The 16376-nt window shown below is 60.8% G+C and carries 15 protein-coding genes; 6 read left to right on the top strand and 9 right to left on the bottom strand.

All coding sequences use genetic code 11. The features are described from left to right. Positions 1-27 precede the first annotated feature (27 nt). The 3 genes from BS629_RS28905 to BS629_RS28895 all read right to left on the bottom strand — a co-directional run bounded on the left by BS629_RS28905 (position 28) and on the right by BS629_RS28895 (position 4700). A complete protein-coding gene (locus BS629_RS28905; protein WP_077988700.1) occupies positions 28-2175 on the bottom strand; it encodes a PAS domain-containing hybrid sensor histidine kinase/response regulator in 2148 nt (715 codons plus the stop codon). Beyond that, positions 2150-3661 carry an ATPase domain-containing protein gene (locus tag BS629_RS28900; RefSeq protein WP_018242308.1) on the bottom strand — a complete coding sequence of 504 codons (1512 nt, stop codon included), beginning with the start codon at positions 3659-3661 and terminating at the stop codon, positions 2150-2152. The genes BS629_RS28905 and BS629_RS28900 overlap by 26 nt, the downstream gene beginning before the upstream one ends. 145 nt (positions 3662-3806) lie before the next feature. After that, entirely contained in the window at positions 3807-4700 is an 894-nt protein-coding gene (locus BS629_RS28895; RefSeq protein ID WP_018242309.1) for a LysR family transcriptional regulator, read from the bottom strand. 120 nt (positions 4701-4820) lie between these two features. Between BS629_RS28895 and BS629_RS28890 the strand changes: the two genes are divergently transcribed. Together BS629_RS28890 and BS629_RS28885 are read left to right on the top strand one after the other, a co-directional pair. Further along, positions 4821-5216, top strand: coding sequence for a (R)-mandelonitrile lyase (locus tag BS629_RS28890; RefSeq protein WP_018242310.1), 396 nt, complete (start codon positions 4821-4823; stop codon positions 5214-5216). A gap of 14 nt (positions 5217-5230) precedes the next feature. Continuing rightward, positions 5231-6220: an aldo/keto reductase gene (locus BS629_RS28885; RefSeq protein ID WP_018242311.1), complete on the top strand. Its 990-nt coding sequence runs from the start codon at positions 5231-5233 to the stop codon at positions 6218-6220. A 101-nt stretch (positions 6221-6321) separates the two neighbouring features. On the opposite strand, the gene maiA is transcribed toward BS629_RS28885, so the two are convergent. From maiA to BS629_RS28855, 6 genes are all read right to left on the bottom strand, one after another. Further along, on the bottom strand, positions 6322-6957 hold the full coding sequence (maiA, locus tag BS629_RS28880; protein WP_077988699.1) for a maleylacetoacetate isomerase: 636 nt from the start codon (positions 6955-6957) through the stop codon (positions 6322-6324). A 21-nt stretch (positions 6958-6978) separates the two neighbouring features. Continuing rightward, positions 6979-7161, bottom strand: a complete 183-nt coding sequence (locus BS629_RS40100) for a hypothetical protein (protein ID WP_026188419.1) — start codon at positions 7159-7161, stop codon at positions 6979-6981. A gap of 98 nt (positions 7162-7259) precedes the next feature. Further along, on the bottom strand, positions 7260-7676 hold the full coding sequence (locus BS629_RS28870; RefSeq protein WP_003559993.1) for an organic hydroperoxide resistance protein: 417 nt from the start codon (positions 7674-7676) through the stop codon (positions 7260-7262). A gap of 191 nt (positions 7677-7867) precedes the next feature. Beyond that, positions 7868-9190, bottom strand: coding sequence for a sensor histidine kinase (locus BS629_RS28865; RefSeq protein ID WP_018242314.1), 1323 nt, complete (start codon positions 9188-9190; stop codon positions 7868-7870). Beyond that, the gene (locus BS629_RS28860; protein WP_018242315.1) at positions 9187-9927 is read right to left on the bottom strand and encodes a response regulator; all 741 of its coding nucleotides are present in this window, start codon (positions 9925-9927) and stop codon (positions 9187-9189) included. Before BS629_RS28860 ends, BS629_RS28865 begins: the two co-directional genes overlap by 4 nt. A 124-nt stretch (positions 9928-10051) precedes the next feature. After that, positions 10052-11101 carry an alpha/beta fold hydrolase gene (locus tag BS629_RS28855; RefSeq protein ID WP_018242316.1) on the bottom strand — a complete coding sequence of 350 codons (1050 nt, stop codon included), beginning with the start codon at positions 11099-11101 and terminating at the stop codon, positions 10052-10054. A 350-nt stretch (positions 11102-11451) separates the two neighbouring features. Between BS629_RS28855 and BS629_RS28850 the strand changes: the two genes are divergently transcribed. The 4 genes from BS629_RS28850 (at position 11452) to deoC (ending at position 16374) form a co-directional block, all read left to right on the top strand. Beyond that, positions 11452-13227 carry a cytochrome c biogenesis protein DipZ gene (locus tag BS629_RS28850; RefSeq protein ID WP_026188420.1) on the top strand — a complete coding sequence of 592 codons (1776 nt, stop codon included), beginning with the start codon at positions 11452-11454 and terminating at the stop codon, positions 13225-13227. 54 nt (positions 13228-13281) lie between these two features. Next, positions 13282-14040, top strand: coding sequence for an alpha/beta fold hydrolase (locus BS629_RS28845; protein WP_018242318.1), 759 nt, complete (start codon positions 13282-13284; stop codon positions 14038-14040). Positions 14041-14448: 408 nt separating this feature from the next. After that, entirely contained in the window at positions 14449-15171 is a 723-nt protein-coding gene (locus BS629_RS28840; protein ID WP_018242320.1) for a DeoR family transcriptional regulator, read from the top strand. Between the two features lie 174 nt (positions 15172-15345). Next, on the top strand, positions 15346-16374 hold the full coding sequence (deoC, locus tag BS629_RS28835) for a deoxyribose-phosphate aldolase (protein ID WP_018242321.1): 1029 nt from the start codon (positions 15346-15348) through the stop codon (positions 16372-16374). Positions 16375-16376: the final 2 nt, after the last annotated feature.

The raw sequence follows: 16376 nt of genomic DNA, 5'->3' as shown, positions 1-16376 counted from the left end.
GACAAAATGATGCAGCGCTTAAAAGTGTTACAGCGTCCTTTGCGCGCCTGAAAGGACGCGCGGCACTATGGGCGCTGAGCCCCGTGCACCACTGCCGGACCTGAGAAGCTGAATTGTTTCGCTTGCCATCGCCTTGGCGATTTCCTTGGCGAGCTGAGCCTGATCATAGGGCTTTGCCAATCTCGGAAGATCGATATCGGTGCCGGCAGGAAGATCGGCGTAACCTGTCGCCAGCACGATCGGCAATGCTGGATAAATCTCCCGTGCGGCCTGGGCAAGCTGTGCGCCGGTCATACCGGGCATCGAATAGTCGGTTATGACAAGGTCGAAATGCTGACCGCTGCTGATCAGTTCCAGCGCCTGCGCGCCGGAGTTTGCTTCGACGACCTCGTGGCCGAGATCTTCAAGCATGTCGACCGAACTCATGGCGATCAAGGCATCGTCATCGACCAGCAGGATCTTCAGTCTGGATGCAGCTTGCGGAACGGGCAGTTCCGCTTCCATCACCCGCTCGGGGCGCTGTTCGGTTGCCGGAAGCCACAACTCAGCGGTCGTCCCGACCCCAAGTTCGCTTGTCAGACGAAGTGCGCCATTGAGCTGAACGGCAAGCCCGTGGATCATCGATAAGCCGAGGCCCGTGCCCTTTCCGAGTTCCTTGGTCGAGAAAAACGGATCGACCGCCTTCTTCAGCGTCTCCGCGTCCATGCCGGTGCCGCTGTCGGCCACCGCCAACACAAGATAGGCGCCCTTGTCGAGAGTGCCGTCATCGCCGGCCACCTGCGCATCACGCAGCGATATGGACAGCGTTCCGCCATCCGGCATCGCATCGCGGGCATTGACCGCAAGGTTGAGCAGCGCCAGTTCGAGCTGGTTCGCATCGACCAGCGCCGGCGGCAGGGTTGCCGGCAGGATGGTTTCGATGCTGATCGAGGATCCCACAGAGCGCCGCAGCAGATCTTTCATGCCGGAGACCAGCCCGGCCAGATCGATCGGCTTGACCTGCAGATCCTGCTGTCTGGCAAAAGCCAGCAGCCGCTGCGTCAGCGCCGCCCCGCGCCGCGCACCCTGAACCGCCCCGTCGACCAGACGCGTCGCCTTGGCATCTCCGGCAACATGCTTGCCGAGCAGCTCCAAATTTCCGAGAACGACCATCAGCAGATTGTTAAAATCGTGTGCGACGCCGCCGGTCAGTTGGCCGATCGCTTCCATCTTCTGCGATTGGCGAAGCTGCTCCTCGGCTCTTTCGCGCTGGGACACTTCCTCGAGCAGGGTCTGGTGAGCCGCGTTGACCTCTTTGGTCCGTTCCCTCACGCGCTCTTCGAGGTTTTCATTGAGCCGTCTCAGATTTTCCTCAATGGTCTTGCGGACGGTGGTATCGGAGCAGACGCCGACGAGTTTCATGGCGGAACCATATCTGTCGGAATAAAGCTGCGCGTGGACCTCGGTCCAATGCAGCGATCCATCCGGCCAGATCGTCCTGTGCTCGATCGAATAGTCGCGCCCGGTATCGATCGTCTGGCCCAACCGTGCCAGCACAAGATCCCGGTCGTCGGGGTGGATACTTGCGATCAGATCGTCGCGTGTGACATCGTCATCGGGGCTTCGGCCGAAGATTGCTTTGCAGGTGGCCGAGGCCGACAATGCCATCGAGGACAGTTCCAGCTCCCATGCCCCGAGACGACCGGCGGCGAGAGCGGTCTGCAACCGCCGCTCTCCCTCGCCCAGAGCCTCAAGCCGGGTTCGCGCTTCATATTGGCGCAGGCGCCCCTTTAATGCGGTCCGGGCCACGCTGATGAAGGAGGTCGCATGGAACGGCCTTTCCAGGAAGGTGACGTTGCCAAGAACCTCGGAAAGCCTGGCAGCGGCCGGATTTCGTTCAGGTCCGCCACCACGTGTGGTGAGCACGATGAACGGTAGGTCAGACCAGCTCGGCTGGGCCGAAACCCAGGCGGCGATCGGCTTGAGATCGCTCGAGCGAACGGCCTCCTCCGTCAGGACGCCAAGCGCGACGTCATCGCTAAGCGATGACGCGAACATAGGCAGGTCGGTGGTGGCAATCGATGCTAATCCGGCCTCATCGACCAACGATCTCGCCACCCAGGCATCGCGACCGACGGGGGTGTAAATCAATGCTTTCGGTTTGCCGGAATTAGGAATTGCCGCTATCCCCGCCATCGGTCGCAAGGAGCGGCGTTGAGGTCGTGACAAATTCGGGAACGCCGCGAAGCACGCCTTGGAACCCGACGAGAGGATCGCCGAACCTCAAGCCGGAAGCGTCGATGCGATACTCCCGGATGGTGTCCTCGTGAAAGCCGGTCCTCTTCTTGATCACCGAGACTGCCCGCCGCACCTTTCCGGCCGCCTCGAAGTAACGCAGCAGAATGACGGTATCGGCGAGATAGGTAACGTCGACGGGTGCCTTCATGTCACCGACCAGCCCGTGCTGGGCCACGGTGAGAAAGGTGTTGGCGCCTTGCCTGTTCAAATATTGCAGCAGCTCGTGCATATGAAGGATCAGCGAATTCTCATCCGGCATCGAAGCCTGATAACCGTTGATACTATCGATGATGACGGTTTTCGCATCCGACTTGTCGACGCAATTGCGCACACGGTGGGCGAATTCGCCCGGCGACAGTTCGGCGGCATCGAGCTGTTCGATGTGGATATGACCCGCGTTTCGCATGGCTTCGAGATCCATTCCGAGCGCCTTCAGCCGCGTGAAGAGCAGGCCCAGCTCCTCGTCAAAAATGAAGGCCGCCACTTTCTCGCCGCGCGCGACCGCAGCCATCAGGAATTGAAAGGAGAACGTGCTTTTGCCGGTGCCGGCGGGACCAAGTATGAGTGTACTGGAACCTCGTTCGAGGCCACCTCCGAGAAGCAGATCCAGTTCTGCAATATTGCAGGAAATCTGATCACGTGCGTAACTCGACCTGTGTTCGGCGGCGACGAGCCGCGGAAAGACTTTAACCCCGCCAGTCTGGATGATGAAATCGTGATAGCCGCCGCGGAAGGCCTGTCCGCGATATTTTATGACCCTGAGACGTCGGCGTTCGGAGCCGTAGCTCGGCGCCATCTCTTCGAGATGGATGACGCCGTGCACAACGCTGTGCACTGTCTTGTCGAGCACCTCGGACGTCAGATCATCGAGCAGAAGGACTGTCGCGCCTTGTCGGGCAAAATAATGTTTGAGCGCGAGGATCTGCCGGCGGTAGCGCAACGAGCTTTGCGCGAGCAGCCTTATCTCCGACAGACTGTCGAGAACCACGCGACGTGGCTTGATCCGCTCGAAAGCGGCAAAGATTTCCTTTGTCGTCTCCCCGAGTTCAAGATCCGACGAATAAAGCAGGCTCTGCTGCTGGTCGGCATCCAGCAGGCTTTCCGGAGGCACGACCTCGAAGACCTCGATATTCCCATCGATCACCATGCCGTGCGATGCGGCACCGGCCCGAAGTTCGCTCTCGGTTTCCGAAAGGGTGATGTAGAGCCCCTGCTCGCCGAGCCGCGCACCTTCGATCAGGAACTGCAGCGCAATCGTCGTTTTGCCAGCTCCCGGATTCCCCTCCAGGAGAAAAACGTGCCCCGGCGAGAGGCCCCCCGCCAGAACTGTATCCAAACCGGACACGCCGGTCCGAGCTTTCGTGGCAGGTGCCGCAGTATTCATTCACTGTTTCCTTCAATTTCAAGTGTGAATTAGCGGCGAGTGATGGAATGTCAAATCACTGGCAGGCATGAGTTCGCTTCCGGCAAGAGCCGATCACTCCTGGTTCGGATATATGCCTGTCCGGGCGGCCCGACATAGTGGGCGTCTATCCTCGATAGCGAAGTGCATCGACGACGAGGGCGAATGCCGGCGACGTATGCCGGCGGCTCGGATAGTAGAGATGGTAGCCGGAAAACGGCAGACACCAATCCTCGAGGACGCGCACCAGCCGCCCGTCGGCAAGATGCGCCTCGACCAAGTCCTCCGGCATATAGGCCAGCCCAAGACCAGCCAGCACCGCGTTCAGCCGCAGGGCTATATTGTTGAAGATCAACTGTCCTTCGACCCGAACCCTGAGCTCGCGCCCGTCCTTCTCGAACTCCCACGCATAAACGCTGCCATAGGTCGGCAGACGCAGATTGATGCAATTGTGATCCGTAAGGTTCTGCGGCGTCAGCGGCTTCGGCCTGGTGTCGAAATAGGCGGGAGCGCCGACCACGGCCATCCGCATGTCGGGGCCGATGCGCACCGCGATCATGTCCTTCGCCACCTGTTCTCCAAGCCGCACCCCCGCATCGTAGCGCTCCGCGACGATGTCGGTCAGACCGTAGTCGACGATGATTTCGACATTGATATCGGGATATTCAGGCAGGAGCTTTTGCAAGGCGGGCCAGAGGACGGCATCGGCCGCATGCTCGCCGGCATTGATGCGGATGGTGCCTGCCGGCTTCTCCCGGAAGGCGCTCAAGGCAGCCAGTTCACTCTCGATCTCGTCGAGCCGCGGTCCGATGGAGCCGAGCAGGCGTTCGCCGGCCTCTGTCGGCGCGACGCTGCGGGTCGTGCGGGTAAGCAATCGCAGTCCAAGCCGCTCCTCGAGCCCGCGGATGGTGTGGCTGAGCGCCGATTGCGACACACCCAGCTTGCCCGCCGCCTTGGTGAAGCTCTGTGCGCGTGCAACGGCGAGGAAGGCGATGAGGTCGTTGACGGCGGGGCGCGGCATTCATGAAACTTTCTCATGGGTTCTTGCCGTTTATACCATCTAATCGCGACCAAACACACGCGCTAAATACCTTGCTGCTCGAGTGGACATGTCCACCCCGACATCGAAAGGAAGACAAAGATGGATATCAAGCGAAGCGGTTCGCAGCCTTCGGCCAAGGGACCAGCCGACTGGTTTACCGGCAGCGTGCGTGTCGACCCACTGTTTGCCGTGACCAGCCCCGCACGCGCGGCTGGCGCCAGCGTCACCTTCGAGCCCGGAGCCCGCACCGCCTGGCACACCCATCCGCTCGGCCAGACGCTGATCGTCACATCGGGCTGCGGTCGCGTGCAGCGCGAAGGCGGCCCGGTCGAGGAGATCCGCGCCGGCGACGTCGTCTGCTTCGCACCGGGTGAATGCCATTGGCACGGCGCATCGCCGACAACGGCGATGACCCATATCGCCATCCAGGAACAGCTCGACGGCAAGGTCGTCGACTGGATGGAGCATGTCACAGACACGCAATACCAAGGTTAGAAGAGGAAACTTCTATGCAGAAACGTGAACTTGGAAAGAGCGGACTTCATGTCTCAGCCATCGGTCTCGGCTGCATGGGGCTGAGTTACGGTTATGGCCCAGCGACAGATATTCAGGAAGCGACCGCACTGATCCGGCGGGCATTTGAACGCGGCGTGACCTTCTTCGACACGGCCGAGGCCTATGGCCCCTATAAGAACGAAGAGCTTCTGGGAGAGGCCTTGGCGCCCTTTCGCGAGGAGGTGGTGATCGCCACGAAATTCGGTTTCAACTTCGATGCCAATGGCGGCCAGAGCGGCATGAACAGCCGGCCGGAACAGATCCGCGCGGTGGCCGACCAGGCGCTGAAGCGTTTGAAGACCGATGTCATCGATCTCTTCTACCAGCATCGCGTCGATCCCGATGTTCCGATCGAGGATGTCGCCGGCACGGTCAAGGCGCTGATCGTGGAGGGCAAGGTCAGACATTTCGGCCTCTCGGAAGCGGGCGCCCAGACGATCCGCCGCGCCCATCCCGTCCAGCCGGTGGCAGCACTACAAAGCGAATATTCGCTGTGGTGGCGCGAACCCGAGCAGGAAATCCTGCCAACGCTGGAAGAGCTCGGCATCGGTTTCGTGCCCTTCAGCCCGCTTGGTAAGGGCTTCCTGACGGGCGCGATCAGTGAAACGACCACCTTCGACAGCAAGGATTTCCGCAACGTCGTGCCACGCTTTTCTCAGGAGGCGCGAAAGGCCAACCAGGTGCTCGTCGATCGTCTCGGAGAAATCGCCGCCCGCAAAAAGGCAACCTCCGCCCAAGTGGCTCTCGCATGGCTGCTGGCGCAGAAGCCCTGGATCGCGCCGATCCCCGGCACTACCAAGCTGCATCGCCTCGAGGAGAACATCCAGGCCGCTGAAGTCGAACTGACGGCTGAGGACCTTGCCAGCATCGAAAGCGCGCTCGCCACGATCAAGGTGGAAGGCGATCGTTATCCCGCGCATCTGCAGGCAAGGGTCAACCGTTAAAAGCGGCCGACGGGCCATGAAGGCTACGTCTCATCGCCAAGGCTAGAACACCAGAAGAGAATCGGCTGCAGTCACTTGCGGCCGATTCTTCATAGATTGGATCATCGTCTCGGCGCCGGCGCATTCTCCTGGAAAGCCGGTATCCCCTCCAGTCTGGCGACGATCTCCGCGATATTGGGCCAGCTGGCGAGATCGAAGCCGAGGCGCCGGGCGCTGATCGCCTGCGGGAAGAGGAAGATCTCGGCAATACCAGGCTGATCCCCAACGGCGAAGGCTCCCTGCCTGCGGCCGGCGATCATCGTCTCGACCGCGGCCATTCCCTCGCCGACCCACTGACGATTCCAGGCAGCAATGGCATCGGCATCCGCCTGGAAGACCTTGCCGAGATGCAGGCCGATCCGCGGGGGCAGCAGCGCATGGATCTCGGCTGCGAGCGCAAGCGCGATCGACCGCGCCTGCGCCCGGCCTTCTGCAGTGTCCGGCAATAGCGGCGGTTCGGGCTTGATCTCGTCGAGATATTCAACGATCGCCAGCGACTGGGTAAGGAGGACACCGCTATCCGTCAGCAAGGCCGGCACGAGCCCCTGCGGATTGACGCTGCGATATCCGGCCTGCCGGCTCTCGGCATCCTCACCGAGGATGCTAACCGGCAGCGCTTCTGCCGTCAGTCCCTTGAGGGCGAGCGCGATGCGGACGCGAGATGTCGCCGAGGAAATTTCATTCTGATAGAGCTTCACGGTCTTTCTCCTTTGGTGAGGTCAGACGAGGGGTTGCCTTGACGCCGAAATCGGCTCGAACGGCCTCTGGTCCCCCGAAGGCGAAGCTGCGGATGCCGCCGTTACGAGGCCCGCAAGCGGCGAAGGCTCCTGCGAGCTTACGTCGTAGATGCAGGGCGCGGCGAAGACCACCGCTCCCAGAATGCAGATGATCATCAATCTCATAAAAACCTCCATCGACGAGGCCCGATCGGCCTCGACCTGCTTGTTTTCGGCTCCTGTTCCCTGCCCTCCGCAGCCAAGGCCGGCGAAAAATCCATCCATCAGGCAACGGTCAATTCGACATGGATATTGCCGCGCGTGGCCTTCGAATAGGGGCAGGTCTGGTGAGCCTCTTCAATGAGGGCTCGTGCCACATCCGCTTCGATCCCGGGCAGGCTGACCTTGAGACGGGCCTGTAGGAAATAGCCGCCATCGGCGGTTCCCAAATCGACCTCGGTGTCAACGGCAAGATCGGCGGGAAGCTTGACCTTTTGATTAGCCGCGGCGAAACCGATCGCGCCGATGAAGCAGGCAGACCAGCCGGCGGCGAAAAGCTGTTCGGGATTGGTGCCGGCGCGGTTGCTGCCCGGAGGCGAAAGCTTGATATCAAGCTGGCCGTCGTCACTGTGCGACGCGCCGTCGCGCCCGCCCGTCGTGTGGGTCTTGCCGGTATAGAGAACCTTGTCGATCTTTGTCATGGAACACTCCTTGTGTTGCGTCGCTCCAGGCGACTGGCCGCGCTGCGCGGCCGGGTTGACGGAGTGTGGTTTGACCGACGGATATATCCGCCATGTTTCCGAAATCGCCCGAAATGTCACAAAACGTAGCATCCGATATCGCGGACATCTTTACATACAAACATCTCGAAATTTTGCGGTGACTGCCGACGTCAACGAATGGTGACTTCTGCCGCCAGACCGCCGCCGGCGCGATTGTAGAGCCGGAGTGATCCGCCGATCTTGGCCGTCAGCTGCTGGGCGATCGCAAGACCGAGACCGGTGCCGCCGGTTTCCCGGTTGCGGGATTGTTCCAGCCGGAAGAAAGGCTGCATGGCGGCTTCCAGCATATCGTCCGGAATTCCCGGCCCGCGGTCCATGACTGATATGACGATATCGTTCTCGGCGCTGCGCGCGACGCTGATCTCGGCAGCGCCGGCAAACTTCAGCGCATTGTCGATGAAATTCGACAGGATGCGGCGAAGAGCATGCGGCTTGGTGAAGGCAGCACCCTGAACCAGGCCGACCACGGTGACGGCCTTTCCAGTATCCTGGTAGTCGTAGGCTATGCTGTCGATGAACGAGGCGAGATCGATGCGGGCACTCTTCTCGCCATTGCCATGCGCGCTGCGTGCATAGGCAATGCCGTCCTGAACGAGGCGCTGGATCTCGCCGAGATCGTGCACCAGCTTGTCTTTCTCCGGCGAATCCTCCGCCATGTCGGCGCGCAGCCGCATGCGGGTGATCGGCGTCTGCAGGTCATGCGAGATGGCCGCCAGTATCTGGACGCGCTCTTCGAGGTAATGGGCGATCCGCTCCCGCATCGCGTTGAATGCTCTTGCCGCATGCGCGACCTCGCTCGGCCCCGCCTCACTCATCGCCGGACCGTCCTTGTTCGGGTCAAGCGCATCGGCGGCGGCGGCAAGCTCGCCGAGCGGCCGGATCGCCTGGCGAACCGCAAACCAGGTGCAGAGGATGAGCAGCGCCATCTGGACGACGAAGACGTAGGGCAGCCATGCGGCAATCGGCATGACGCCCTTCGGCGTGACGTCGATCGTCAACGGGCTTCCGTCGCTGAGCGTCAGATGCGCCTGCAGCCGGTTCACATCGCCAGGAATTCGTTCGATCCGGATCGGAAAGCGGTGCCCGATGGCCTCCTCGATCTTTCCTGAGATTTCCGCCCCTTTGCTTGACGTGTCAGGCACGCCGGGAAGGCCGGGCCCAAGCACGAAACGATAATTGCCGCGGCTCAGCCGATCGAGCAGATCGCCGCGTTCGCCGGGCGGAAGCCGATCGAGAACGGCAATCGACGTTGCAACGTCGCTCTCCAGCGTGCCGAGCATCACGGCTTTGGCCGACATGTAGCGCTCCATATAGAGCACACTGAACGACAGCCCGTAGGCCAAGGCCAATCCGATCAGCAGGATGAGAAAGATCCGCGACCGCAACGTGCTCGGCCACATCAGGCCCGAACGCAAGCGGATTGCCGCCCTCATTGGCGCAGCTCCAAGATTTCGACCGGAACCGAAAACACATAGCCTTCGCTACGCACCGTCTTGATGTAGGTCGGTTCGCGCGCATCGTCGCCCAGCCTCTGACGCAGGCGGCTGACCAGGAGATCGATCGAGCGATCGAAGAGATCGGCGTCGCGGCCCTGCGTCAGGCTCAAAAGCTGGTCGCGATTGAGCACCCGCTGCGGATGGTCGATGAACACGCGAAGCAGACGGTACTCGGCGCCGCTGAGCGCAATCGCAGTCCCTTCCTTGTCGAGAAGGTGCCGGGCCACCGTATCGAGCCGCCAGTCGCCGAAAGTCAGCAATTGTCCGGCCTCGCTGATCTGCAGGTTGGGCGGCAACATCCGCGTGCGCCGCAGCACCGCCTTGATGCGGGCGAGCAGTTCCCGCGCGGCAAAGGGCTTGGGAAGATAGTCGTCGGCGCCCATCTCCAATCCGAGGATTCTGTCCATCTCGTCGGTACGGGCGGTCAGCATCAGGATCGGGATCGCCTTGTGCCGGCCGGCGCGCAGTTCACGGCACAGCACCAGCCCGTCATCGCCGGGCATCATCACATCGAGCACGATCAGGTCGACTGCATTGGCTTCGAGAAAACTGCGCATCTGGCGCCCGTCAGCGGCAACGCTCGTGCGCAGGCCGTTCTTCTGCAGGTAGCCCGATACCAGCTCGCGGATTTCGCGATCGTCATCGACGATCAGGATGTGATCGACATGATCCATATTTCCCTATTCCTTACCGATAGAAGCGGCCCCCGCCCTCCGCCTCGATGTCGAGGCGGTTGACGCGAGCTACGCATATTCCGCCGGTCGGAGCAACGAGGCTCCGCGACCGGCGGCGCCGATATTAGAAGCGATCGACATCTATGACAGCTTGCGCGAAGGCCTGCGGCGCTTCCTGAGGCAGGTTGTGGCCAATGCCGCCGTCGATCGTCCGATGCTCGTATTTGCCGGAGAATTTTCCGGCATAGGCGGAAGGCTGCGGATGCGGCGCACCGTTTGCATCGCCCTCCATGGTGATGGTCGGCACCGAAATGACAGGCGTTGCGGCGAGCGTCGTCTCGTAGGCATCGTACTTGGCCTCGCCTTCGACAAGCCCCAGGCGCCAGCGATAATTGTGTATGACGATCGCGACGTGATCGGGATTGTCGAAGGCAGCGGCCGATCTGTCGAATGTCGCATCGTCGAAGTTCCACTTCGGCGATGCCGTCTGCCAGATAAGCTTTGCGAAATCATGCGTGTTGCTCTCGTATCCCTGACGGCCGCGTTCGGTAGCGAAATAGAACTGGTACCACCAGGCAAGTTCGGCTTTCGGCGGAAGCGGCTTCTTGTTGGCCTCCTGGCTGCCGATCAGGTAGCCGCTTACCGATACCATCGCCTTGCAGCGCTCGGGCCAGAGCGCCGCCATGATGTTGGCGGTCCGCCCGCCCCAGTCGTAGCCGGCAATGACAGCCTTCTCGATATCGAGCGCATCGAGCAGCGCGATCATATCGGCGGCGAGCGCCGACGGCTGGCCATTGCGCGGCGTCTGGTCGTCCAGGAAGCGGGTCGTCCCGTAACCGCGCAGATAAGGCACGATCACCCTGTAACCTGCCGAGGCAAGCAGCGGCGCGACATCGACGAAACTATAGATGTCATAGGGCCAGCCGTGCAGCAGCAATACAACAGGGGCATCCGCCTTTCCCGCCTCGGCATAACCGATGTCGAGCACGCCTGCCTTGACCTGCTTCAGCGCTTCGAAGGACGTGTTGGTTCCGGGCTTTATAGCTGGCACCGATGCGGCAGTCGCAGAAGACTGGGCGGCGGCCGTGCCGGCCACCCCGAACTCGACTGCCGCGAGGGCGACTGCCGTCATGCCGAAGAAACGGCGGCGGTTATGGTTGATTTGCTCTGACATCGGTCACTCCTGTCGAATGGATCACGGTCGCGAAAAGGCGCTCTACTTGTATCCCCGATATGTCGTAAGCAACCGTTTTTTGAATGCGGATGTAGCTTCCGGCTGCCTGGATACATTCCGATACAATCGCGCGGCCTCAGCAAGTGGTCGCATTGGCCGCAGCCGTTTCCTCGCCACTGCGGCAGTTTGTATCGCTTTGTATCGCCGCCGCCCTACCCCGACACTTCGGTACATTTTCCCGCAAAGCCGGACACATCGGGGATACTTCACACCGGCCATATCCCCGCCGTTGCTGGTTCAGGCCCCATCGCCGCCCAGAGCCCGATCAATCGGTTTCAAAGGAAACGATGATGACACTTCTAATCATTGCCTATCTCGGAGGCGCGCTGACGATCCTCAGCCCGTGTATCCTGCCCATCCTCCCCTTCGTCTTCGCCCGTGCCGGACAGCCCTTCGTCAGAAGCACGCTGCCGATGCTGGCGGGCATGGCCGCCACCTTCGCGCTGGTCGCGACACTCGCCGCAGTCGGCGGCAGCTGGGCCATTCGCGCCAATGAATATGGCCGCCTTGCCGCCATCGTCCTGCTTGCGCTCTTCGGCGCAAGCCTGCTTTCGCCGCGCATCGCAAGCACGCTTGCCCGACCGATCGTCGATCTTGGCAACAATCTTGTGAACGCCACCGGCGGCGGGCGCGGCACCACGACAGTGAAGAGCGCGCTTCTACTTGGCGTCGCCACCGGCCTGCTCTGGGCGCCCTGCGCCGGGCCGATCCTCGGCCTCGTTCTGACGGGGGCTGCATTGCAGGGCGCCAACCTGCAGACTACATTCCTGCTGGTCGCTTATGCCGCTGGTGCTGCGAGTTCGCTTGCCGTCGCCCTGCTTGTCGGCGGCAAGCTCTTCGCCGCCATGAAGCGTTCGCTCGGGTTTGGCGATCGGATTCGCCAGGTGCTCGGCGCTGCCGTTCTGGCGGGTGTCGCCGTCATCGCGCTCGGCCTCGACACCAGCCTGCTCGCCCGGCTCTCCTATGCCAGCACCGCATCGTTGGAACAGGCCGTGCTCGACAGGCTGCATGCAAAGCCGCTCAGTGGCGCATCTTCCGAGCTGGTGAGCAACGAGGTGATGATCGCCGCAGCTGATGCGAAGAAACCCTTCCGTAGCGACTTGCCCGTCGAAGGCCACGTCCCTTCGCTCGACGGCGCGGTCGAATGGCTGAACTCTGAGCCTCTCACCACGGAACAACTGCGCGGCAAGGTCGTGCTCGTCGATTTCTGGACCTATTCCTGCATCAACTGCATTCGTACCATCCCCTATGTCAGGGCCTGGGCCGAAAAGTATGCGGATCAGGGTCTCGTCGTGATCGGCGTCCACGCGCCGGAATTTGCCTTCGAGAAGAAGATCGACAACGTCAAGAAGGCGATCGGCGACTTCCAGATCGGCTATCCCGTCGCGATCGACAATGATTACAGCATCTGGCGCGCCTTCGAAAACAGCTACTGGCCTGCCGCCTATCTGATCGATGCCAAAGGCCAGATCCGCTACCACCATTTTGGCGAAGGCAATTACAACAGGACCGAAAAGGCCATTCAGGACCTGCTGCGCGAAGCCGGCAGTCAAACGACGGAAAGTGCGCCGGTCGTGCCGGATGCCAAGGGCGTGGAGGCGGGCCCCGACCTCGGCAACATCCGCTCCGGCGAAACCTATCTCGGCTACGAACAGGCGGCGAACTTCGCCTCTCCGGAAGGGCTGCAGCCAGACACGCCGCATAACTACTCGATCGCCGAACCCGGCCTCAACGGCTGGGGCCTGTCCGGAACCTGGACCGTCGGCCGGGATCAGGCGACGCTTGATCAGCCGGGCGGCGGCATCACTTATCGCTTCAGCGCCCGCGATCTGCATCTCGTTCTTGGGCCTGGTGCCACAGGCAAGCCGATCCGTTTCCAGGTCAAGATCGACGGCAAGGCGCCTGGGCCCGACCACGGCTCAGACATCGATGCCGATGGAAATGGCACGGTGACCGCGACCAGGCTTTACCAGCTCGTCCGCCAATCCGGCACGGTCGCCGCCCGCAACTTCGAGATCAGCTTCCTCGATCCTGGTGTGCAGGCCTACGCCTTCACCTTCGGCTGAACCTGAGACGCATCAATATCCCGATCATCAACACGACCCAAAGGAGTAATAGTCATGAACAGACATCTTGCTTTCACGGCAGCCCTCGCATTCGCCACCACCACCATCGCATTCGCGGCAGAGGCTGCCGAGGTCAAGAACATCGTGATCGTCCACGGCGCCCTGGCCGACGGCTCTGGATGGCGCAAGGCGACGGACATTCTCCAAAAGCGCGGCTTCAACGTCACCATCGTCCAGCAGCCCATCACCTCGCTCGACGACGATGTGGCGGCGACCAAGCGCGTTCTCGACCTGCAGGAAGGACCGACCCTGCTCGTCGGCCACAGCTATGGCGGCATGGTCATCACCGAAGCCGGCAATGATCCCAATGTCGCGGGCCTCGTCTATGTCGCGGCGTTCCAGCCCGACAAGGGAGAAAGTCTGCTCAGCCTCGCCAGCTCGAAGCCTGCCGGCAGCATGGATATAAGGGAAACGAAGGACGGCAAATATCTCTATCTCGATCCGGGCGCCTTCGCCGCGGATTTCGCAGCCGACCTTCCGCAAGCGGAAGCCGCTTTCATGGCAAAGTCACAGGTCTTTGCCTCGAAGCAGGCATTCTCCGCCAAGATCACCCAACCGGCATGGCGGACCAAGAAAAGCTGGTCGATCGTCGCTACCGAGGATCGCTCCATCAACCCCGAGCTCGAGCGTGACATGGCAAAACGTGCCGGAAGCGACGTGACCGAGATCAAGGCCAGCCACGCCGTCTTCGCCTCCCAACCGGAAAAGGTTGCCGATGCGATCGAAACGGCAGCAAGGAAAGCCGCCGATTAGCCCGCGCAGCCAGGAATGTTCCTAAGCAGTCGCGCGGATGAAGCCTCTGGTCGGAAGGGTACCCGACCAGAGGCGTGACGAAGTCGCCCCGTTGACCCTGCCGGCCGAGAATGTCGCTCTCGTCGTCACCCCGCTCCCCGCAACAGAAGTCGGCACCATCTATACAACTTTGTGACCATTCCATCAAAAAATGAAAAATAAGTCACGAATTCCCATTTCAAATTGACGGCTTTCCCTATAAAATTGCAACGATATTCCATGTCGCGCGCAAGCGCCCGGTGCAGAAGCTGTATCTCGGCGCAAATGCCGGATCGTAGATCAAGGGAGAAACCAGATGGGAATGGCAGTCCCTTGTTAAATTTTCATCAGAACACTATTGCAGTGTGAACGATAAGGGAGACATGCGATATGGATAGTCGCAGGGGCCGGCGCATCGCAGTCTTATCCGAGGCCCTTTCACGACATCGCATTCTGCACATCAAGAATGCTGCCGAGATACTGGGCGTCTCGGAGATGACGGTTCGGCGTGATGTCAGCGCCAATGCAGGCCAATTCGCGTTTCTCGGCGGCCATATCGTTCCGGCTGTCGAAGCGGAAAACGATCCCTATGAAATTTCCAGGGCCGCCGACCGTCATGCCGCTGCAAAACGACAAATTTGCACACAAGCCATTGATTACATTCACCATGATGACACGGTCTTTTTCGATTGTGGCACCACCTTACCCTATCTGGTCGATCTTCTCCCAGACCGGATTCACATAACGGCGATCTGCTACGCCATGAATGTCGCCGATCGTCTAACGCGAAAACCTAACGTTCGCCTTGTTATGCTCGGTGGTCTTTACCACCCCGCTTCGGCGAGCTTTTCCGGTGCCTCGGGGCTGGAAATGCTCGACCAGCTTGTGATCAACGTGGCATTTCTTTCTGCAGCCGGTGTCGATGCCCGGCGTGGCGCGACCTGCGCGCATTTTCACGAAGCGGAAATCAAGAAAAAGGCGATGTCTCGGGCACGAAAGAATATTCTTCTCGCCGACAGCAGCAAAATCGGCAAGTTGAAACCAGCCTTTTTCAGCGACATGAAGTCGTTCGATGTGGTCATCACCGAAAACGGTATGAACGACTTCGACTGAGAAATCCGCATTTTTTCGGCGTCTGTCGAAATCTAAACTTGACGCGGTAGCACAGTGATGCAAACCTAACAAACAATGAAAAGAAAATCACATTAGAGCCAGTTGTGAAGCTTCCGCTGCGTGCATCTGCACGGATGCAACAAGACCTTCACGCTCTGACCGGGAGGATTCTATTTGGAAACCGTTGCTGTTCACAATGCGGCAAACGCGACGCATCATGGAGCCCCTTCGCGATCGCCGGACGGCACCCATAACCGGCCGCGCAATACCGGTATGGAACTCGATCTGTCGTGGGTGCTTGACACCCGGGTCAACCTGTCTGCCACCGAGCGCCGCATAGCCTCGCTTCCCGGACGCCGCACCGTCAAAAAGGACGCACAGGCAGCTTGGCTCCTGAAGGCGGTGACCTGCATCGATCTGACGACATTGAACGGCGACGATACCCCCGAGCGCGTCAAACGGTTGTGCGCGAAGGCGATGAATCCGATACGCGCCGACATTCTGGATTTGCTTGGCATGAGCGGCCGTTCGATCACCACCGGCGCCATCTGCGTCTACCATCGTTTTGTCGCAACGGCCGTCGAGGCGCTTGGAGATTCCGGCATTCCGGTCGCCGCGGTTTCGACCGGGTTCCCTGCCGGTCTCAGCCCGCACCACCTCAAGGTCAAGGAAATCGAGGCGTCGGTTGCCGATGGCGCGAAAGAAATCGACATCGTCATCACCCGCGAGCATGTGCTGACCGGCAACTGGACAGCACTCTACGAGGAAATGCAAGAATATCGCGCCGCCTGCGGTAATGCGCATGTCAAGGCCATTCTAGCGACCGGCGACCTGAAGACGCTCCGCAATGTCGCCAAGGCCTCGCTGGTCTGCATGATGGCGGGAGCCGATTTCATCAAGACCTCAACCGGCAAGGAAGGCGTCAATGCGACGCTGGCCGTGACATTGACCATGCTGCGGGCGATCCGCGCCTATCAGGAGCGCACCGGCATCAAGATCGGCTACAAGCCGGCCGGTGGCATTTCCGCGGCGAAGGACGTGTTGAACTACCAGTTCCTGATGAAGGACGAACTGGGGCGCGAATGGCTGGAGTCTGATCTCTTCCGCATCGGTGCATCGAGCTTGCTTGCGGATATCGAGCGGCAGCTGGAGCATCACGTCACCGGTGCCTATTCGGCCCTCAACAGACACCCGATTGGATGATC

Source organism: Rhizobium leguminosarum bv. viciae USDA 2370, from assembly GCF_002008365.1.
Lineage (GTDB): Bacteria > Pseudomonadota > Alphaproteobacteria > Rhizobiales > Rhizobiaceae > Rhizobium > Rhizobium leguminosarum.
The sequence above is the reverse complement of the archived record's forward strand: the minus strand, read 5'-3'. Positions and strand labels throughout refer to the sequence as shown.